Below are 19266 nucleotides of genomic sequence, written 5' to 3' on the forward strand. Positions count from 1 at the left end.
CCCTAGCGGCCGGTCGACACCGTTACGGTGAACTTGGTGTTGCGGCCAACCTGGCGGGTCGAACCGACGATGCGGGTGAGCATCGGGCGGTAACCGAGGTGCGTGTTCCACACTGTCCACAGCTCGCCGCCGGGCGCGAGCACCCGGGCCGCGTCGTTGAAGAGCTTCTCGGCGAGGCCGGCGTGCACCGACGCTCCGATGTGGAACGGCGGGTTGAGCAGAATCAGGTCGGCGGAGTCATCCGCTTGGCCGGACAGGCCGTCGGCGCGCACCACGGTGACCCGATCGGCGAGCGCGTTGGCATCGACGGTTGCGCGAGCGGATGCGACGGCCACGGCCGACTGATCCGTCGCCAGCACTCGCAACAGCGGTCGCTGCGCGGCCAGTGCCGCGGCGAGCACACCGGTACCGCAGCCGAGGTCGATGGCACGTTCGGCGTCGGGCTTCATGCGGTCGAGCACCTCGAGCAGCGCCCGGGTGCCGATGTCGATGCTGGTTCCCGCAAAAACGCCGCCGTGGCCTCGTACGGTCAGGTCGAAGTCGTCGTGCTTCTCACTGTGCGGCCAGTCGGTCGTTGACGTGGTCAGGGGCGACGAGGCAATCAGCACGCGGGACTTCTGGCGGGCCGGGCGCACGTTGAGGGCGCCGAAGTGGCGGCGCAGCACCTCGTTCATGCTCACGGTCATGTGCTTGATGCGGCCGCCGGCGAAGACGATCACATCGGGCGCGGCGTACTTCGCGATGGCGCCGGCGATCTCGTCCAGCGCATCGAGGCTTTTTGGCAGCTGCAGCAGCACGACGTGGGCGTCCTTCAGCAGTTCTTCGCCGAGGGGAAGGGAGCGGTAGGCATCCGTCAGGTTGACGCCGGAGGCGTTGCTGTCGAGCGCGTATTCGCCCGAGAGCGCGTCCTGGTAGACGCGAATGCCGCGCGCGTTGTGCAGCGCTGCGGCACCGAGGGTGAGGGCGCCGTAGCGGTCCTCGAGCACGACGACTCCGCCGGAACGGTAGGCGGCGAGCGCGCCGGCAGCTTCATCGAGAATGAGTCGGTCGCTGGCATCGACGGCGAAGAGGTTCTCGGCTTCGATGTCGGGCCTGCGGCGCAGTCGGTCGAAATCGAATTCGTTCACGTTGTCTACTGTGCCTTTCAACGGCGTAAACGTGTTGGCGTTCCGCGGCGCGGACTGGTCGTGCGTGCCCGATTCGGACATGGTTCCCCCTGAAAGTGGTGCTGGTGCAACCAGTTCGTGCTGTGAAACAAAAACGTGGAGCTGACTATGGTCTGGGCTGCCGCCAGATGACAATCTGGTTGCTGCGCCTGGTGCGAGTGCCCGCCTTCATTGAAATGACGTCGCCAGCCGAGCCAGCCGCAAAAACGCGGCGGCCCGGACGGTTCAGTAGTTCATCGGCGAGCGTCGATTCCAACTCGCGCACACGGTTTTCGAGACCGCGCACGTGATCCTCGAGTTCGAGGATACGACGGATGCCTTCCAAACTCACACCCTCCGAGCCCAGTTCCGCAATTTCACGGAGCTTTGCCACGTCGAGCATCGAGTACCGGCGACTCTTGCCGGGGGTGCGTTCCGGGCTGACGAGGCCCAGGCGATCGTATTGGCGCAGGGTTTGCGGGTGCATTCCCGCAAGCTCAGCGGCCGTGGAAATCACGAAAACCCGGGTGGTCTCGTCCATGATCAGCCCTTCGCCCGCGCGATCAATTCATCGCGCGGGTTTTCCTTGGGCAGCGCTTCGGCGAACGCGGCAAGTTTCTCTTCCGCATCCTTCGAGAGGTGCGAGGGAACCGCGACCTGCACAACAGCAAGCAAGTCGCCCGTGCCCTTGGCCGTGGTGACGCCGCGGCCCTTGACCCGCAGCACGCGGCCACCGGGAGTGCCAGGGGCAACGCGCAGCTTGACCGGGCTGCCACCGAGCGTTGGCACCTCGATCGTCGCGCCGAGGCTGGCCTCGACGAAAGTCACCGGCACGGTCACGCGCAAGTTGAGGCCATCACGTTCGAACACCGGATGCTTGCGCACGGTGATCGTGAGCACGATATCGCCGGTCTCGCCGCCATCGGGGCTGGGCTGGCCCTTGCCGCGCAGGCGAATCTTCTGCCCGTCGGCGACACCGGCCGGAACCTTGACCTTGATCGGTCGACCATCCTGCGTTTGCAGGCTGATCTGGTCGCCCTGCGTCGCCGTGATGAAGTCGATGGTCGTCGAAGCGATCACGTCTCGGCCGCGGGTGGGCGCGCCCGACCCGCGGTAGCCGCCGGTGGGGTTGCCGAAGCCGCCCCCACCGCCACCACCGCGCCCGAACATACCCCCGAGGATATCGTCGAAGCCGCCCTGCTCGAAGGTGTAGCTCTGCTGACGGCTTCCGCCGCCGAACATGCCGCCGAAGGCGTCCTCGAACCCGCCGCTCTGGGCCCGGCCGCCGGGCGCGGCGAACCGCGCCCCGCTGCCCATGGCCCGAACGGCGTCATATTCCTTGCGCTGGGCTGGGTCATTCAATACCGAGTGCGCCTCGCTGAGCTCCTTGAACTTCGCCTCAGCGGTGGGGTTCCCCGGGTTGGAATCCGGGTGGTACTTGCGAGCCAGCTTGCGGTACGCCTTCTTCAACTCGGCCGGCGTGACATCTTTCGATACCCCGAGAACCTTGTAGAAGTCTTTGTCGAACCAGTCCTGGCTAGCCATCGCTCGGTACCTGAACGACGACCTTGGCCGCGCGCAGCAGCGTGGAGCCGAGGTAGTACCCCGTCTCCGCGACGTCGCCCACGGTTTCGGTGTCGACGGCGGCGCTGGGCTGCTGGAAGATCGCCTCGTGCATGGTCGGGTCGAACGGTTCGCCGACCGTACCAAACGAGGTCAGTCCGAGACGCTCAACGCTCGCCCGCAGCTTGGCCGCGATCGTGGCGAAGGCGGAGTCGGGCACGAGATCGCCGTGCTTTTCAGCACGGTAGATGTCGTCGAGTACTGGAATCAGCACCTTGACGATATCCCCGGTCACGCGCTCTTTCTCGATGGCACGGTTGGCTTCGGTGCGCCGACGGTAGTTGGCGTACTCGGCCGTGACGCGCTTGAGGTCGGCGAGGTGTTCGCTCGTCGGCTCAGCAACTTCGCGCTCCGCCGCGTCCAGAATGTCCTGAACGGTCAGTTCGTCTTCTTCGATGCCATCGGCCGAAGCCGCCGCATCGCCGTCAGCAGCGGATGCCGATTCTTCCGGCAGTCCCGCACCCGCCGCGGCGGTGCCGTCATCGGGCACCCCCGCAGCGTCGTTGTCTGGATGTTTCTTGTCAGCCATAGTTGCGGCCTACTTCTTCTTCTCGTCTTCGTCGTCGTCCACAACCTCGGCGTCGACAACGTCTTCGTCTTTGTTCTCGTCGGCGCCGGTCTCGTCGGTGCCGGCTTCGTCAGAGCCGGCTGCGGCATCCGCTTGGCTGGACTTGTAGATGGCCTCGCCGAGCTTGCCCTGGCTTTCGTTGAGCTTGTCGAACGCGGTCTTCACCGCGTCCTCGTCGTCGCCGGCGAGAGCAGACTTGAGGGCGTCGACGTCAGCCTGCACCTCATTCTTCACGTCTTCGGGCAGCTTGTCGACGTTGTCCTTGATCAGCTTCTCGATCGAGTAGGCGAGCTGCTCGGCCGTGTTGCGGGTCTCGGCGACTTCGCGCAGGCGCTTGTCTTCTGCGGCGTGCTCTTCACCCTCGCGCACCATGCGCTCGATGTCTTCCTTCGCGAGCGAGGAACCGCCCGTGATGGTCATCGACTGCTCGGTACCGGTGCCCTTGTCCTTGGCGGACACGTGCACGATGCCGTTGGCGTCAATGTCGAAGGTGACCTCGACCTGCGGAATACCGCGCGGCGCCGGAGCGATGCCGGTGAGCTCGAAGGTTCCGAGGTTCTTGTTGTCGCGGGTGAACTCGCGCTCGCCCTGGAACACCTGAATCGCAACGGACGGCTGGTTGTCGTCGGCCGTGGTGAAGGTTTCGCTGCGCTTGGTCGGGATGGCCGTGTTGCGCTCGATCAGGCGCGTCATGATGCCGCCCTTGGTCTCGATGCCGAGGCTCAGCGGGGTGACGTCGATGAGCAGAACGTCCTTACGCTCGCCCTTCAGCACGCCGGCCTGGAGCGCGGCGCCGACAGCGACGACCTCGTCCGGGTTGACGCCCTTGTTCGGGTCCTTGCCGCCGGTCTCGCTCTTGACGAGCTCATACACGGCGGGCATGCGGGTAGAACCACCGACGAGAACGACGTGGGCGATGTCGCCGACCTTGACGCCGGCCTCACGGATGACGTCTTGGAAGGGCTTCTTGGTGCGGTCGAGCAGGTCTTCGGTCATCTTCTCGAACTGGGCGCGGGTGAGCGTCTCGTCGAGGTTGGCCGGACCATTTTCGGTCAGCGACAGGTAGGGCAGCTGGATGCTCGTCGACATGCTCGAAGAGAGTTCCTTCTTGGCCTGCTCGGCAGCTTCCTTGAGGCGCTGCTTGGCGATCTTGTCCTTCGACACGTCAACGCCGGTGGTCTCCTTGAAACGCTTGATCAGGTGATCAACGATGCGCTGGTCCCAGTCGTCACCGCCCAGGCGGTTGTCACCAGCGGTCGAGCGCACCTGAATCGTCGAGAAGTCGTCGTCCTTGCCCACCTCGAGCAGCGACACGTCGAACGTTCCGCCTCCGAGGTCGAAGACCAGGATGAGCTCGTCTTCCTTGCCCTTGTCGAGGCCGTAAGCCAGCGCGGCGGCGGTGGGCTCGTTGATGATGCGCAGCACGTTGAGTCCGGCGATCTCGCCGGCCTCCTTGGTGGCCTGACGCTCGGCGTCGTTGAAGTACGCGGGCACGGTCACGACGGCGTCGGTGACCTTCTCGCCCAGGTACTGCTCGGCGTCACGCTTGAGCTTGGCGAGAATACGCGCCGAAATCTCCTGCGGGGTGTACTTCTTGTCGTCGATGCCGACGGTCCAGCCGGTTCCCATGTGGCGCTTGACGCTGGAGATGGTGCGGTCGACGTTGGTGACGTTCTGGCGCTTGGCGGTTTCTCCGACGAGAACCTCGCCGTCCTTGGTGAACGCGACCACCGAGGGGGTGGTGCGCAAGCCTTCAGCGTTGGCGATGACGGTGGGTTCTCCACCTTCGAGCACGGCCACCACAGAGTTGGTGGTTCCGAGGTCAATACCTACTGCACGAGCCATGTGGGTTGTTCTCCTTCAATCATGTGCGAAACGAACTACAAAGTAATCTCAAGACTTGAGCCTCAATGACTCAAGTCTCCCAGACCGGCTTGGCCACTGTCAATTCTGGCGACTGAAAGTTGAGTGTGAGTGACTCAACTTTAGAAGAGCGGATGCTGCCGCCTCAGCAGCGAGACTGCCAAACCTACCTGTTTACCCCGGGGCAGTAGATTGTGCACATGACCGAGACTGTCGCCGTAGACGCTGGTGCCGCTCCAACGCCCGGGCGGGTGGTGGCCTGGGCGTTCTGGGACTGGGGCTCGGCAGCGTTCAACGCCGTCGTCACGACCTTCGTCTTTACGGTCTACATAACAGGCTCATCCTTCGGCGACAAAGACGTCATCTCGGCCCAGCTCGGTTGGGCGCTGGCGATTGCCGGCCTCGTGATCGCCGCGCTGGCCCCAATCACCGGTCAACGCTCCGATACCTCCGGCCGCCGCAAGTTCTGGCTCGGCGTCAACACCTTCATCGTCGTCGCAATGACCGCAGCCATGTTCTTCGTGCAGGCGAGCCCGAGCTACCTCCTATTGGGCCTGTTCCTGGTCGCCGCCGGCAACGTCTTCTTCGAATTCGCCGCGGTCAACTACAACGCCATGCTGGCCCAGGTATCAACGCCGCGCACGATCGGCAAGGTGAGCGGGTTCGGCTGGGGCATGGGCTACCTCGGCGGCATCGTGCTGCTGCTCATCGTTTACTTCGGCTTTATTCAGCCCGAGGCTGGCCTGTTCGGAGTGACGGGCGACAACGGCTTGGCTGTGCGTGTGTCCATGTTGCTCGCGGCCGCCTGGTTCGGTCTGTCCGCGCTCCCCGTGCTGTTGCGGGTGCCGGAGTACCGGGCGCCTCAGGCTGCACGCCGCGAAAGAGTCAGCTTCTTTCGAAGTTATATTGTGCTCGGCCACGACATTGCCCGGTTGTGGAAGACCAGCCGCCAGACGGTGTACTTCCTCATTGCGAGCGCGGTGTTCCGCGACGGCCTGGCCGGCGTCTTCACCTTTGGAGGAGTACTCGCGGCATCCGTTTTCGGATTCTCCCCCGGCGAGGTCATCATCTTCGCCATCGCGGCGAACGTGGTGGCCGGTATTGCCACCATGAGCGTCGGCGCGCTCGACGACCGCCTCGGTGCGAAGCCCGTGATCGTGACGGCTCTGGTCGGGCTGCTGGTGAGCGGGCTCCTGGTGTTCTTTCTGCACGACGGTGGGCAGATCGTGTTCTGGACCGCAGGGCTGGCACTGTGCTTGTTCGTCGGTCCGGCCCAGTCGGCCAGCCGCACCTTTCTCGCCCGACTCATCCCGGTGGGCCGCGAGGGCGAGGTCTTCGGGCTCTATGCCACGACTGGTCGGGCCGTGAGCTTTCTCGCCCCGGCTGCCTTCGCGCTGGCGGTGACCATCTTCGGCGAGACCTACTGGGGCATTCTCGGCATCATGCTCGTGCTGCTGCTCGGACTGCTGCTGCTCATTCCCGTCTCGGCCAAACAGCAGCAGATTCGGTAGCTGGGCGCCAACAGGCGTTTGCCTGAGCATCCGCTGAAATGAGGCTGTTCCCTCGCTTGGAGGCCAGAAGCCGGTCAGACTGAAGCGCATGACACTTACCCAGCTCCAGAAGGCCGAACTCTTGCTCTCGCTGCACGTGCCCGGCGAGCCACTCATCGTGACCAACGTGTGGGATGCCATCACCGCCAAGATCGTGGCCGACGCCCCCGGCGTCAAGGCCCTCGCCACCGCGAGCCACTCCATCTCGAATGTGCGCGGCCTGCCAGACGGCGAAGGCCTCTCGCTCGATGAAGCCATCATTGCCGCCACGATCATCGCCAGCGCGGTGGATCTGCCGGTCTCGGCCGACTTCGAAAAGGGGTATGCACCGGATGCCGCGGGCGTGACCCGCAACGTGCGTCGCCTCATCGAGGAATCCGGCATCGTCGGCATCAATATCGAGGACTCGGTCGGCGCCCCGAAAGCGCCCCAGTTCGACATCGAGACCGCCGCCGCCCGCGTGGCCGCAACTCGCGCCGGCGCCGACCAGAGCGGCATTCCGCTCGTCATCAACGCCCGCGTCGACACTCTGGCCGGCGGCGGCGACTGGGACGAAGCCGTCGCCCGCGCCAACGCCTACCTCGGCGCCGGCGCTGACGTCATCTTCTTCCTCGGCCTGACCGACGAGGATAAGGTGGCCCGCGCGATCGAGCAGGTCAACGGCAAGATCTCGGTGATCGGCGCCCCCGGACTCGTGCCGCTGAAGCGCCTCGCCGAGCTCGGCATCAGCCGAGTCAGCTTCGGCCCCGGCACTCTAGGACTAACCCTCGCGGCCCTGCAGGCCGCGGCCGCGAACCTCACCGCACTGGGCGAGTACCCCGCCGACCTCGGGTTCAAGTTCGCCCTGTAAGCCGCCCGCGCATCGAGGCCATCAGCATCCGCTTCTCAGCGGACGCGGGTGGCCTCGTTGTGCTCGATCAGTTGCCAGGTCGCGCCCTCGTCGGCGGAGACCCAGCCCTCCCACTTGTAGCTGTTCGGGGTGATGGCGGTGAAATTCCAGCGGATCGGGCGGCCGTCGGTTCGGGTGCCCTCCTGCCGCACGCCGTGGCGGTACGGGGTGGCTATGAGCTGGCAGTACTCGCCGAGAGCCGGCGCGAAATAGCTCACGCGCCAGGCGCCGGCCAGGGAATCGTAGACGCGCACGGTGGTGGCGACGGTTTCAAACCCAGACGGATGCGTCGTGCTCGCGACCACCTCGATGTCCTGCACGGCGCGGCCGTCGAGAATGAACTCGACCATCCAGACAAAGTCGCGTTCAATCCACTCGCCGGTGGCCTCGTCGAGGCGGGTGCCCTTGGCTGCCCAGGAGCCGACCATCTGGCCGAAGCGATGCATGCGCCCGGGGTATTCCGGGGTTGGGCCGGCAGCGATGAGCGCCTCGTCGAATCGGGTGGGCATGGAGGTCATACCCAGATTTTACCCGAACCGAGGTTACGTTCGACGTATTACGTTTGCGGAGCTCGCGGGCATCCGCTTACCCCCAAATGGGCGCGTCAGCGGGAGATGGCGGTGCGGTGAAAGTTTTGGAACGATCTCGACGCCGTCGGGCCACGCTGGCCCTGGTAGCGGGAGCCGTATTCGCTCGAGCCGTACGGCTTCTCGGCTGGGGAGCTGAGCTGAAAGAAGCACAGCTGGCCGATCTTCATTCCGGGCCAGAGCTTGATCGGCAGGGTCGCGACATTGCTGAGCTCGAGCGTGACGTGGCCAGAGAAGCCGGGGTCGATGAACCCGGCCGTGGAGTGCGTCAGGAGGCCGAGGCGGCCGAGTGAGCTCTTACCCTCGAGCCGAGCAGCAACGTTGTCGGGCAAAGTGACCTGCTCGTAAGTGGCGCCGAGCACGAACTCGCCCGGGTGCAGAATGAACGGCTCGTCGGGCTTGGTTTCGATGAGGTGGGTCAGCTCTGGCTGGTCTTCGGCCGGATCGATGTAGGCGTACTTGTGGTTGTCGAACAGCCGAAACAGGCGGTCGAGGCGCACATCGATGCTTGAGGGTTGGATCATCGCCGGGTCGAGCGGCTCCAAACCGATTCGTCCAGCATTGAGTTCGGCCTTGATATCGCGATCGGAGAGCAGCACGGTGCCAGCCTAGCGGCGCGGGGTTGATATGCTGGCACGGTTCCGATTGTTGTTCATCCACGGTCGGGCGCGCGGATGTAGTTCAATGGTAGAACTTCAGCTTCCCAAGCTGATAGCGCGGGTTCGATTCCCGTCATCCGCTCCCTGCAAGCCCGGTCGCGTTCTCACTGGACAACTTCGCGCGGTGTTGCCGGTCTCCGACCCCACAAAGTTGTCTAGTCAGCTCATTTCTCCCGTCTCCGGCACCGGCAAAGCGCCCATGGCCTCAATCCCCGCGCCGATTTGGGCGCCGTCGGTCGCGTCGATCAGGGGCGCCTGCCAGCCGCCGAAAGCGAAGCCACCGGCGGTGTCTTCGTCGGGGCCACCGGGAGCCTCGCGACTCCGTCGAGCGTGGTGAACAGGTCAATGTGGATGCGGCCGGCCATGACGGTCTCCTTGCAACGGAACGTGCCGACATGCTGGCCGTCCACGATCGCGCTGTCAAGGAGCCAGAGCGAGCCGGGTCACCGTGCTCGCCCGAAATCCACAAGCGGGGCAGGGGCGTTCGAGCACCCAGGTCCAGTCAGACGTGTCAGGAACAATAGGCATGGCGTCATGCTAGCGACCAAGCGGCGTGGGGCTCCGGGCGAACTGTCATGGTGCGCCCGATACCGTGGAGACAGGATAGGGAGACAGATGACGGTACTCATTGCTGGATGCGGCGACCTCGGCACCGAGGTGGGCCTGCGGTTCGCCCAACTGGGGCACCGGGTGGTGGGACTGCGGCGCAACGCAAGCGTACTGCCCGCCGAAATTGACGGGCAATCTGTTGACCTCAGCATCACAAAACCCGTTATGCCGGCAGACACCGAGTTCGTCGTCATCGCCATCTCCGCTGGCAGCCCCACCGTCACGGCTTACCGTGCCGCCTACCTCGACGGCCTGCGTAACCTGCTGGATGCGATCGATGACGCGCAGGTCACGCCGCGACGCGTGCTGCTGGTGTCATCGACCGCCGTCTTTGACGTCAACGACGGCAGCCGGGTCGACGAGCAGACCCCCGCCAACCCGAAACCCGGCACCGATTCCATCGTGCTTGACGCCGAGCGGATGCTCCACCAGCGCCTGCCCGCCGCCACGGTACTGCGCCTGGCCGGTATCTACGGCCCCGGCCGGGAACGGCTGATCAAGCAGGTACAAAACGGTGCCGGGCTTTCCGCCCAGTCGCGCCACACCAACCGCATACACCGGGACGATGCGGCCGCCGCGATCGTTCATCTGCTTCTTCGCACTGAGCTCCCGGCTCCGCTCTACCTCGGCGTCGACAACGCGCCGGTGCCGGCCAACGAGGTGCTGACCTTTCTAGCGGCCGAGCTCGGCCTGCCCGCGCCAACCGTCGATGAGTCAAACGAGCCGACCTCGAACCGCGAAAGCCAGCGCGGCGGCGACAAGCGACTCAGCAACCAACTCTTACGTCAAACCGGGTTTACATTCAGCTATCCATCGTACCGAGAGGGCTACCGAGCGCTTCTCTCCGGGCGAGGCACGCGGCACCGCTAGGCCCGCTCCTGCCGAAATACCTACGTTGTTGGTCCGGCCGGGCCGTCCTCGGAGCCCGATGCGATGATGACTGCCATCGAAGTCAACAGCAACCCGAGCCGAGTCTGGTCTTCCGGCGTCACGTTGCGGGCGGCGTGAGCGAACAGCACTTGAAATTCGTTTTGAAATTTCGCCGCAGTTGCTTGCGCCGCCGGGGTCAGCTCCAGTAGAAGGCTGCGTCGGTCGTGGGGGTGCGGCACGCGGGTGAGCATATCTAGGGCCACGAGATGACTGGAGATCGCAGTTACGGCGCCCGTTGTCATCTCCAGGGACTCAGCGAGCATCTTGGGGGTGATTCTTCCAGCCTCGGCTACCCGGGACAGGGCACGCAATTCACTGCTGGACACGCCGATCTCGGCCGCGACCTGACTGCGGTTGTGGTCCATAGCGCGAAGGAAAGCGAGAGCCGGTACCGACAGGCCCTCCTGGGTGCGTGCCAAGTTGATTGCTTCATCCATGCGTTCCTGACCTCTGGTCGTTACTAATTCCCCGCACTGCAGGTCCGTGTCGTTGCCCGTATCAGGGCTTTCCGTTCCGCCAGTGTATCGGAGCGATCAATTCCTAAAGCTTCTCACCATTTAAATAGTTAAATGTTTGAGTTACTTGCCGTATATTTGACAATTCGGTGAGTCCATTAACCCCGCCTGGCGTCGCAGACCTGTGCGCCCATGAGCTCACCACAATGAAATGGACCAGGAAATGCAGAGCTACCGGTTGACGATCAATGATGACTGGTTTTACCTGTCGAACGAGTACAACATCGCAGATTTGAAGGCAACCCTGGCCTCCGCCGTGCATAGCGGCGGTGGCTTCGTGGACATCGTCAGCTCCGTGCAAGCGCAGGTGTCCCTGCTGATCACTGCTTGTTCGGTGGTGAAACTTGAGACCATTGCCGCAGAAGACCTGCCCGACGCCGACTTAGGGTCATCGATCGTCGGACCGACTTATATCGATGAAGACTATTGGCTCGACTGAGCGTTTCACGACGGCACACACAGAATTCGCTGACCTGCAGCCACTGTTCGGGATTAACGTCAAATCGGCGATTTTGCGCCATTGACGAGAAGCAGGCACCTGAGTACATTCACGCGAACGGCGCACCTGCATTGCGCCCGCACACTCACTGACAGCACGACTGACTGAAAGGTAGTCTCATGAGTTTCCTTGGATTCCTCCTGCTCGGCCTCATCGCCGGCGCCATCGCGAAGGCAATCCTGCCCGGTCGCCAGGGCGGAGGCTGGTTCATCACCCTGTTACTCGGCGTGGTCGGCGCATTCCTGGGCGGCTGGCTCGGCGGACTCCTGTTCAACGTGAACCTGGGCGATTTCTTCTCCCTGACCACGTGGATTCTCGCCATCGTAGGATCGCTCATTGTTCTTCTCATCTACGGCGCGATCACGAGCCGGCGCAAAGCCTGACCCAGTCCGCCGCCGAAAGGCGGCGCTCAACCCAGTGCGGCGCCCAGTTTTTGGGTGCCGCACTGTTTTGTGCCGACCTTGTTACATGAGTCCACACCCATTTGGGGATATCGGGGCCACAATTAGTACCAATCCGAAGCGGATGGAGCTCCGAACACATAGCAACCACGGGTTAACCCGTGAATCACATAGGAGGCACCTGAAATGCGCACATCACCCAATCGTCTGATCGCCACCATCTTCGGCGCGGTCTACGTTCTCGTCGGACTTCTTGGCTTTGCCGTCACTGGCAGTGTCGGCTTCATCGCCACCCAGGGCGGACTACTCCTCGGCATCTTCGAGGTCAACCCGTTGCACAACGTTGCGCACCTTTTGATCGGTGCCGCCCTACTCATTGCCGGCCTCTCCAACGCCATGGCAGCCAAGGCCACCAACACCACTATCGGTGCCGTCTACCTGCTCCTTGGTATTGTCGGGTTTTTCATCGCGAGCACCTCGTTGAACATCCTGGCGCTTAACACCGCCGACCACTTCCTGCACCTCGCCAGCGCGATCGTGCTTCTGGGTGTCGGCCTCACCGCCGATAAGACGGTTCGCACCCACGCCACGGCCTGACAACCGGCAACACTCCATCCCTTCGCAGCAGATCATCCAAGGAGCATCATGTCCGCGGTCATTCGCACCTGGCTCGGCTTCGCCGCTCTCGGCGCCGCTCTGATCCATCTGGCCGTGGGCGTAACGGCTCCGTTTCCCCTGTCGGTTCTTCTGGTCGGGTTCGGCATCGCTGAACTCGGCTGGGGAATCGCCACCCTCGCCACCGGCCGTGTCATCACGCCGCGCATCGTCGTCGGTGCGGCCCTCATCCCGGTCTTCATCTGGGGCGTGACGGCCGCGCTCGGCAGCGGACTCGGCGTCACAAGCGCCCAGACCGGTCTGCCGCTGTACCCGATGGTGGTGGCGTCACTATTCAACATTTTCCTGGCCGCAACGGTGGCCATCGCCCTGCGGCGCGCACCGAACGGAATCCCTACGGCCGTCGGTGCCGCCTCGCCCGGCACGTTAACACCCGGCTCACCAACACCAGGCGGCTGGCGTTTTCTCACCGGACTAGTCGTCGGAGGATTTCTGCTCTCGGCGCTCACCACCCCGGCCCTCGCCGCAACCGAGGTCGGCTCGCACGCGGTGCCCCATGGTTCCCACGGGGTTACCGAGTTGATCGTGCCGGACTCGGGCGGCCACGGGGCACACTAGGTTCCTCGCAGACAAGTGAAACGGGCCCCGCCGGGCAGCAGTGTCAGGCGGGCAGCCCGGTTTCCGGGTCGGTCGATGCCGATCCCGACACACCCAGTCCGGCCAAGTCGGCCACCGGCGGTACCACCTCAATGTTCATGAATCGCTTCACGTTCTCGTCGACGATGATGTCGCTCGGCCGCAACGGGCGGGTCAGGTACAGCCCGTCCAGACTGGTCAGCCGGCTCAATGCCACATAGGTCTGGCCAGGGCTGAACACCCGGGCACCGAGATCCACAATGGCTCGCTCGTACGTCGCACCCTGCGATTTGTGAATCGTGACCGCCCAAGCCAACCGCAGCGGAAACTGCGTGAATTCAGCCACGACATCCCGACTCAGCTTTTTGGTCGCGGCGTTGTAGGTGTACTTGTACTTCTCCCATACGGTCGGCTCGACCTCGTGCACGTCACCGTCGATATCGACGAACACGGTCGAGGTAACCTTGGTCACCGTGCCGATGCTGCCGTTCACCCAGCGCGGGCCTCCATCGAGCGGTGAATCGTTGCGCAGAAACATCACCTGCGCTCCCACCTTGAGCTCGAGCACCTCGTCGGCCGGAAACTGCTTGCCGCCGAAATCCCCGGTGATGTCAGCCTTCGCGGTGAGTGATTTGCCCGACAGCTTCTTCAAAGCGGATGCGTTGATGCGGTTCACAGCGTCGTTGCGGGTCGCCAGGGTAATCAGGCCCTCGCTCGGCGGCGTTCGTGCTCCCGCACCATTCAGGGCACCACCGATCTCGGGAGTGACCTGGCCGTGCCGTACAGCGTTGAGCATCAGCTTGAAGTCATTGTCGTGCTGGCGATGAATCTCGGTGAGCTCGAAGATACGCAACTCCGCGTCACGCCAGACCTTCGCATCGAAGAACCACATCGACCGATAGTGGTCGGCGAAATAGGCGCGCTCGTCGGGGCCGCCCGGCACCGGGGCGAGCTGGTACGGGTCGCCGAACAGCACGATCTGCACCCCGCCGAACACGTCGAATGGCCGCTGCCTGGCCTGGCGCAGGCTGCGGTCGATCGCGTCCATGAGGTCGGCGTTGACCATCGAAACCTCGTCGATCACGAGGGTGTCGATGGTGTTCAGGAGCTTGCGCACCTGGTCGTTCTGGTCGATCGGACTGTCAGCGATCACGCCGATCGGCAGGCGAAAGAGCGAGTGAATGGTCTGGCCGCCCACGTTCAGCGCGGCGACGCCGGTGGGCGCGGCGATCACGATCTGCTTGCTGGTGTTCCACGACAGGTGGTTCAGCAGCGTGGACTTACCCGTTCCGGCCCGGCCGGTGACGAACACGTTCTGCTTGGTGCCCTCGATTGCCGCGAAAACCAGCGCCTGTTCACGGCTGAGCGGAATCTCTGACACGGCACACTCTCTCTGACAGTCAAATGCTGCACAAGACCAGTGCAGGGGACATCCCACTGTAACCGCCCAGCCCGTACTGGCGCGAGATGGGGCGTGGCCGACCGGCCGACCCACCTCCCCATACAATATTCAAGTGACCATTCCCGCCGAACAGCATCGGGCGAGCGGGCGCCGCGGCAGTATGCTCCGGGCCGTTCTCGCCATCGTGGTGGTCGCCGGGCTGCTCGCGGCCGGTGTCGCCGGCACCATCAGTGCCCTCAATCGCACGGTGTACAGCGCCGGCGGCTTTGTAGAGCAGTACCTCGACGCCCTCGCCCGCGGCGACACCGTCGGAGCCCTCGCCCTCGGCGGCGTCATGCCCGGCACGGCCGATCTGGCGGCCTGGGGGCTGACCGACGAGGTCGCGAAGGATCTGCCGAAGACGCTGCTGCGGGCATCCGTTTTGGGCGGTCTCGACAATATCGAACTCGCCAGCGCGACCGACACACTCGCCACCGACGACGGAACCGCCCAGACCGTGGTGTTCGACTTTGACCTGAACGGCACCGCGTCGAGCATGATGTTCACCGTCGAGCGGGCGGGCACCTTCGGCGGTGTTTTCAACGCCTGGGCTTTCAGCACCAGCCCCCTCGCCGTACTGCAGGTCTCTGTACTGCACGAACGATCGTTCACGGTCAACGGCCTCACCCTCGATACGCGCGCCCACAGCGCAGCGGATGCCCCCGCCACGTTCTCCACGTCCGCCGCGTATCTCGCCTTCGCTCCGAACCGCTACACCTTCGAACACGAGTCGGCCATGCTGACCGCCGAGAAGGCCACCGTGCGCGCGACGGTGGCCGGTCCCACCGCCGTCGAGGTCAACGCCCTGCCGAACGAGGCTATGGTGGGCCAGGTGCAGTCGGAGTTGAACAAGTTCCTCGACGACTGCGCCACCCAGACGGTGCTGCAACCGACCAGCTGCCCGTGGGGCATCACCATCGACGACCGCATCGAGAGCACTCCGGCCTGGTCGATCACCGCGTACCCCACCGTCGCGCTCACGCCCGGTGAGCTGTCCTTTGAAATGGTTGCCACCCCCGGGCAGGCCCATATCGTGGTCGACGTGCAGTCACTGTTCGACGGCGACGTCAGCACCCGCGACGAAGACGTACCGTTCACGATGGGGCTCAGCGTGGTCGTGCAGCCGAGCGGCGCCCTCGCCATCCAGCTGCACTAGGCCCGGCTAGTTGCTCGGGGTCTGAGCGTCGCGCTGGGCGATACGGGCCAGGTTCGCGTTGTAGGCGATCAGCTCGGCGTCCTCGTTGCGGTCGGCCTTGCGGTCCAGCCGCTTGGTGACCTTGGTATCATCGCGGCTCCACATGACGGCCACGATGACGGCGAGCACGAAGGTGGGCAGTTCGCCGATTCCCCAGGCGACGCCGCCGCCCATCTGCTGGTCGGCGATGGCCGAAAGCCCCCAGGTGCGACCCATGGCGCCGTACCAGTCGGCCAGGAGCAGCCCGGTGCCGCTCATCAGGGCGAGGCCGAAGAAGGCGTGGAAGGCCATGGTCACGAGCAGCAGCAGCAGACGGAAGGCGTAGGGCAGCTGGTACGGCACCGGGTCGATGCCGATCAGTGACTGCACGAACAGGTAGCCGGTGATGAGAAAGTGCACGATCATCCACTGGTGGCCGATGTGGTCGGTGGTCGCCCAGCTGAAGATCGAGGTGTAGTAGAACACCCAGAGCGAGACCCCGAACAGTATGGCGGCGACGATCGGATTGGCGACGATGCCGGCGAAGCGGGAGTGCACCGCGGTGAGGATCCACTCGCGGGCGCCACGACTTCCATCCTGCCGTTTGGCGATGGCCCGCGCGGCGAGCGTCACCGGGGCGCCCGGCACGAGCATCAGGGGTACGAGCATGGTCAGCATCATGTGCATGAGCATGTGGGTGGAGAACAGGTACTTCTCATAGACGTTCACGCCACCGTTGGTGATGTAGAACAGGGTGAGCATGCCGAGAATCCAGAGCACGCTGCGGTAGATCGGCCAGGCGTCACCGCGATGATGCAGTCGCCAGACTCCGGCGAGGTAGAAGAAGATGCCGAAGGCACAGAACAGAATCCAGGCGAGGTCGAAGTTCCACTCGGTGAAGTAGCGCGAGAAGGTCAGCTCGGGCGGCAGCAGTTCACCGGTCAGAATCTGCGCCGGCGTCGACTGGGGAATCTCCGTTGTGACCACCTGGGCGACCGGAGTGGCCGTGCGGGCGAGGGCTGCGGCGACACCGGAGGCGAGGCCCATGAAACCGAGCTCGGTCACGACCAGCCACCAGAACCACGGGCTGCGCGCCGGTCCCGAGCGCTGCATCCGCTTGATGAAGAATTGGCGGTGCAGAATGCCGAAGCCACCGAGGGCGATGAGGGCGGTGACCTTGACCAGCACGAGAATACCGTAGGGGCTCGACAGGTTGTCCCAGCTGCCGATGCGCAGCTCGGCGCTGACGTAGCCCGACGCAGCCACGACGATGAAGGAGATCAGCGCGAGCGAAGAATACCGCCCAATCACCGAGCGGATGCGTTCGCCGTCCAGTTGGGTGCGCAGCACGATGATGGTGAGCAGGCCGCCCAACCAGATCGCCGCGAAGACGAGGTGCAGGCCGAGGGCGGTGATAGCAGCGTTGTGCCCGGCAGCGCCCGCGGAGTGCCCCTGCTGGGCCATGGGTAGCAGCGAGGTCAGAGCCAGCACGGTCACGAAGACCAACGCAGTCTGGTTGCGCACGGCGAAGCACAGCACCGTGACGCCGGCGGCGATCAGTGTGGTGGCGAGCCAAGCCTGCCCCAGTTCGATCTGGCTGAAGAATTGGCCGACCGTGGCGCTGAACTGATCGCTGATTCCGAAGGGCACGTTGGTGACCTGCAGAAAGGTCAGAAAGCCCGTGACAGCGGATGCGACGGCGAACACGGCCGCCGACGCCGCGGCGAAGTCCAGGGCGGTGCCGAACTCGCGTTCCTTGGGGCTGAGCGCGAAGAGAGTGAGCACGAGGGCACCGATAGTGCCGGCCGCCGCGAGGTTGACCACGAGCTTGGCGATGGGGAGCCCCCAGCGCACCACCGGTCCCGGGTCGGCCAGTAGCTGGGCCGAAGCTCCGCCGCCATAGGCCAGGGCAACAAGGGTGGACAACACAGCGACCAGCAGCAGGGCTGCCGGTCCGAGAACGCGGACGAGACGGGGCACCTGCCCAGCTTATTCGCCCGACCCTGGGCATCCGTCGCGCCTGGAGCGCTCATGGGCAGCAACGAGGACGCCGAGCGGTGAGTTTGCCGCTCATCTTGGGTCAAAACTCACGGCTCGGCGTCGATAACTCACGGCTCGGCGTCAGAAGAGTGCCCGGGGACCCAGGCAGCCACCCGAAGACGCCAGACGGATGCCCGCGGGCGCGAAAAAGGGGCGCCGACCGTAGTCGACGCCCCTTCTCTACAGCAAAAGCTACTTGGCGGCAGCCTTGAGCTTGCTTCCGGCGGTCAGCTTGACGCGGTGGCCGGCAGCGATGGCGATCTCTTCGCCGGTCTGCGGGTTGCGGCCGGTGCGAGCAGCGGTTGCGGTGCGCTCGACGCCCAACCATCCCGGGATGGTGACCTTGCCATCAGCGGCAACGGTCTCGGCCAGGGTTGCAAAGAATGCGTTTAGAACGCCGTCAACGGCGGCCTGGCTCTGTCCGGAGTCAGCGGCAACCTTGGCAACGAGCTCGGTCTTGTTCAGCGACTTGTCAGCCATTGAGTGTCCTCCTCGGACCTTCGTCTGTATAAACAGCGATATTCGTAATACGGATGCTCCTCGAGAGAGAAGCCCCGCTGGTCGGTTCGACCGAGTTGAAATCTAGCATTGATCCGCCAAAATCCCCGGATTTACGGTGATTTTCGACCATTTCAGGGCAGTTTCCCCCTCTCGAGCACTCGATTTTCGCTCTCCGCGAAACATCCGCGAACACAAAACGGGATGCCGACAATAAGTCGACATCCCGTTTGGATGATTCAGAGGCCGTCGAAGACAAGCTTCAGCGGCTGCCAGCAGAAGTTACCAGCTGGACTTGGTGATACCGGGCAGCTCGCCGCGGTGCGCCATGTCGCGAAAACGAACGCGCGAGATGCCGAACTTGGAGAGGTGGCCACGGGGACGACCGTCAACCGCGTCACGGTTGCGCAGGCGCACCGGGCTCGCGTTGCGCGGCAGCTTCTGCAGGCCCTTGCGAGCGGCTTCACGCGACTCGTCGGTGCCGGCCGGGTCGACCAGGGCCTTCTTGAGCTCAAGGCGCTTGACGGCGTACCGCTCAACGATGACCTTGCGCTGGTTGTTCTTGGCAATCATGCTCTTCTTCGCCATGTTTAGCGCTCCTCACGGAAGTCAACGTGCTTACGGATGACCGGGTCGTACTTCTTGAGTACCAGACGGTCGGGGTCGTTACGGCGGTTCTTCTTGGTCACATAGGTGTAACCGGTTCCAGCCGTGGAACGAAGCTTGATGATCGGACGTACGTCATGAGCCTTAGCCATTAGATCTTCACCCCACGAGCGAGAACGTCCTTGACGACGCTCTCGATACCACGAGCATCAATAACCTTGATGCCCTTTGCGGACAAGGTCAGTGTGACCTTGCGACGAAGCGACGGCACGTAGTACGTCTTCTTCTGAACGTTCGGGTCGAAACGACGCTTGGTGCGTCGGTGCGAGTGCGAAATGTTGTGTCCGAAGCCGGGAACAGCTCCGGTCACCTGGCATACAGATGCCATGGTTACCTCCATTACCGAAGAGCGAATGCT

The 19266-nt window shown here is 64.0% G+C and carries 23 protein-coding genes, 1 tRNA gene and 1 pseudogene; 9 read left to right on the top strand and 16 right to left on the bottom strand.

All coding sequences use genetic code 11. The features are described from left to right. Positions 1 to 2: 2 nt before the first annotated feature. The 5 genes from E3T29_RS06215 to dnaK all read right to left on the bottom strand — a co-directional run bounded on the left by E3T29_RS06215 (position 3) and on the right by dnaK (position 5181). Positions 3 to 1127, bottom strand: coding sequence for a class I SAM-dependent methyltransferase (locus E3T29_RS06215; RefSeq protein WP_241987675.1), 1125 nt, complete (start codon positions 1125 to 1127; stop codon positions 3 to 5). A gap of 145 nt (positions 1128 to 1272) precedes the next feature. Continuing rightward, complete coding sequence (locus E3T29_RS06220; protein WP_092338270.1) at positions 1273 to 1686, bottom strand: heat shock protein transcriptional repressor HspR; 414 nt, start codon at positions 1684 to 1686, stop codon at positions 1273 to 1275. A 2-nt stretch (positions 1687 to 1688) separates the two neighbouring features. Beyond that, positions 1689 to 2690 (bottom strand): DnaJ C-terminal domain-containing protein, encoded by a 1002-nt coding sequence (locus tag E3T29_RS06225; RefSeq protein ID WP_092338272.1) that lies wholly within the window; start codon positions 2688 to 2690, stop codon positions 1689 to 1691. Next, entirely contained in the window at positions 2683 to 3297 is a 615-nt protein-coding gene (locus E3T29_RS06230; RefSeq protein ID WP_104090021.1) for a nucleotide exchange factor GrpE, read from the bottom strand. Before E3T29_RS06230 ends, E3T29_RS06225 begins: the two co-directional genes overlap by 8 nt. Before the next feature lie 9 nt (positions 3298 to 3306). Then, positions 3307 to 5181, bottom strand: coding sequence for a molecular chaperone DnaK (gene dnaK / locus E3T29_RS06235; RefSeq protein WP_092338276.1), 1875 nt, complete (start codon positions 5179 to 5181; stop codon positions 3307 to 3309). 218 nt (positions 5182 to 5399) lie between these two features. On the opposite strand from dnaK, the gene E3T29_RS06240 reads away from it, so the two are divergent. Together E3T29_RS06240 and E3T29_RS06245 are read left to right on the top strand one after the other, a co-directional pair. After that, the gene (locus E3T29_RS06240) at positions 5400 to 6710 is read left to right on the top strand and encodes an MFS transporter (RefSeq protein ID WP_134344705.1); all 1311 of its coding nucleotides are present in this window, start codon (positions 5400 to 5402) and stop codon (positions 6708 to 6710) included. 88 nt (positions 6711 to 6798) lie between these two features. After that, on the top strand, positions 6799 to 7599 hold the full coding sequence (locus tag E3T29_RS06245) for an isocitrate lyase/phosphoenolpyruvate mutase family protein (RefSeq protein WP_134344706.1): 801 nt from the start codon (positions 6799 to 6801) through the stop codon (positions 7597 to 7599). Between the two features lie 35 nt (positions 7600 to 7634). On the opposite strand, the gene E3T29_RS06250 is transcribed toward E3T29_RS06245, so the two are convergent. Both E3T29_RS06250 and dcd read right to left on the bottom strand, forming a co-directional pair. Continuing rightward, positions 7635 to 8156: a hypothetical protein gene (locus E3T29_RS06250; protein WP_134344707.1), complete on the bottom strand. Its 522-nt coding sequence runs from the start codon at positions 8154 to 8156 to the stop codon at positions 7635 to 7637. 86 nt (positions 8157 to 8242) lie between these two features. Next, a complete protein-coding gene (gene dcd, locus E3T29_RS06255; RefSeq protein WP_104090018.1) occupies positions 8243 to 8824 on the bottom strand; it encodes a dCTP deaminase in 582 nt (193 codons plus the stop codon). A 71-nt stretch (positions 8825 to 8895) separates the two neighbouring features. Between dcd and E3T29_RS06260 the strand changes: the two genes are divergently transcribed. Beyond that, positions 8896 to 8966, top strand: a tRNA-Gly gene (locus E3T29_RS06260). Positions 8967 to 9129: 163 nt separating this feature from the next. On the opposite strand, the gene E3T29_RS06265 is transcribed toward E3T29_RS06260, so the two are convergent. Both E3T29_RS06265 and E3T29_RS20140 read right to left on the bottom strand, forming a co-directional pair. Next, positions 9130 to 9294, bottom strand: a complete 165-nt coding sequence (locus E3T29_RS06265) for a hypothetical protein (RefSeq protein ID WP_370449121.1) — start codon at positions 9292 to 9294, stop codon at positions 9130 to 9132. A 31-nt stretch (positions 9295 to 9325) separates the two neighbouring features. Beyond that, positions 9326 to 9412, bottom strand: a pseudogene (locus tag E3T29_RS20140) (DinB family protein); the annotation flags it as partial. 87 nt (positions 9413 to 9499) lie between these two features. On the opposite strand from E3T29_RS20140, the gene E3T29_RS06275 reads away from it, so the two are divergent. Further along, positions 9500 to 10363 carry an NAD-dependent epimerase/dehydratase family protein gene (locus tag E3T29_RS06275; protein ID WP_134344708.1) on the top strand — a complete coding sequence of 288 codons (864 nt, stop codon included), beginning with the start codon at positions 9500 to 9502 and terminating at the stop codon, positions 10361 to 10363. A 20-nt stretch (positions 10364 to 10383) separates the two neighbouring features. On the opposite strand, the gene E3T29_RS06280 is transcribed toward E3T29_RS06275, so the two are convergent. Then, a complete protein-coding gene (locus E3T29_RS06280) occupies positions 10384 to 10860 on the bottom strand; it encodes a MarR family winged helix-turn-helix transcriptional regulator (protein WP_134344709.1) in 477 nt (158 codons plus the stop codon). Between the two features lie 229 nt (positions 10861 to 11089). Here E3T29_RS06280 and E3T29_RS06285 point away from each other — a divergent pair, with 229 nt between their 5' ends. From E3T29_RS06285 to E3T29_RS06300, 4 genes are all read left to right on the top strand, one after another. Continuing rightward, the gene (locus E3T29_RS06285) at positions 11090 to 11377 is read left to right on the top strand and encodes a hypothetical protein (RefSeq protein ID WP_134344710.1); all 288 of its coding nucleotides are present in this window, start codon (positions 11090 to 11092) and stop codon (positions 11375 to 11377) included. A gap of 179 nt (positions 11378 to 11556) precedes the next feature. Continuing rightward, complete coding sequence (locus tag E3T29_RS06290; RefSeq protein WP_092338292.1) at positions 11557 to 11820, top strand: GlsB/YeaQ/YmgE family stress response membrane protein; 264 nt, start codon at positions 11557 to 11559, stop codon at positions 11818 to 11820. Positions 11821 to 12024: 204 nt separating this feature from the next. Further along, positions 12025 to 12435 carry a DUF4383 domain-containing protein gene (locus E3T29_RS06295; protein ID WP_092338294.1) on the top strand — a complete coding sequence of 137 codons (411 nt, stop codon included), beginning with the start codon at positions 12025 to 12027 and terminating at the stop codon, positions 12433 to 12435. A 48-nt stretch (positions 12436 to 12483) separates the two neighbouring features. Next, positions 12484 to 13071, top strand: a complete 588-nt coding sequence (locus tag E3T29_RS06300; RefSeq protein WP_134344711.1) for a hypothetical protein — start codon at positions 12484 to 12486, stop codon at positions 13069 to 13071. Between the two features lie 43 nt (positions 13072 to 13114). Here E3T29_RS06300 and E3T29_RS06305 read toward each other — a convergent pair whose 3' ends face one another. Beyond that, the gene (locus tag E3T29_RS06305; RefSeq protein ID WP_134344712.1) at positions 13115 to 14470 is read right to left on the bottom strand and encodes an ATP-dependent RecD-like DNA helicase; all 1356 of its coding nucleotides are present in this window, start codon (positions 14468 to 14470) and stop codon (positions 13115 to 13117) included. Positions 14471 to 14603: 133 nt separating this feature from the next. Between E3T29_RS06305 and E3T29_RS06310 the strand changes: the two genes are divergently transcribed. After that, positions 14604 to 15686, top strand: a complete 1083-nt coding sequence (locus tag E3T29_RS06310) for a hypothetical protein (protein WP_134344713.1) — start codon at positions 14604 to 14606, stop codon at positions 15684 to 15686. 6 nt (positions 15687 to 15692) lie between these two features. Here the strand turns inward: E3T29_RS06310 and E3T29_RS06315 are convergent, their stop codons facing one another. The 5 genes from E3T29_RS06315 to rpmB form a co-directional block, all read right to left on the bottom strand. Beyond that, positions 15693 to 17684, bottom strand: a complete 1992-nt coding sequence (locus tag E3T29_RS06315; RefSeq protein ID WP_134344714.1) for a cytochrome c oxidase assembly protein — start codon at positions 17682 to 17684, stop codon at positions 15693 to 15695. Between the two features lie 252 nt (positions 17685 to 17936). Next, positions 17937 to 18224 (bottom strand): HU family DNA-binding protein, encoded by a 288-nt coding sequence (locus E3T29_RS06320; RefSeq protein WP_035835256.1) that lies wholly within the window; start codon positions 18222 to 18224, stop codon positions 17937 to 17939. Between the two features lie 300 nt (positions 18225 to 18524). Beyond that, entirely contained in the window at positions 18525 to 18830 is a 306-nt protein-coding gene (gene rpsN, locus E3T29_RS06325; RefSeq protein WP_092110538.1) for a 30S ribosomal protein S14, read from the bottom strand. Between the two features lie 2 nt (positions 18831 to 18832). After that, positions 18833 to 19000, bottom strand: coding sequence for a 50S ribosomal protein L33 (gene rpmG, locus E3T29_RS06330; protein ID WP_035880539.1), 168 nt, complete (start codon positions 18998 to 19000; stop codon positions 18833 to 18835). Next, positions 19000 to 19236, bottom strand: a complete 237-nt coding sequence (gene rpmB, locus E3T29_RS06335) for a 50S ribosomal protein L28 (protein WP_035835252.1) — start codon at positions 19234 to 19236, stop codon at positions 19000 to 19002. Before rpmB ends, rpmG begins: the two co-directional genes overlap by 1 nt. Positions 19237 to 19266 lie beyond the last annotated feature (30 nt).

Source organism: Cryobacterium sp. TMT1-66-1 (assembly GCF_004403435.1).
Taxonomy (GTDB): Bacteria; Actinomycetota; Actinomycetes; order Actinomycetales; family Microbacteriaceae; genus Cryobacterium; species Cryobacterium flavum.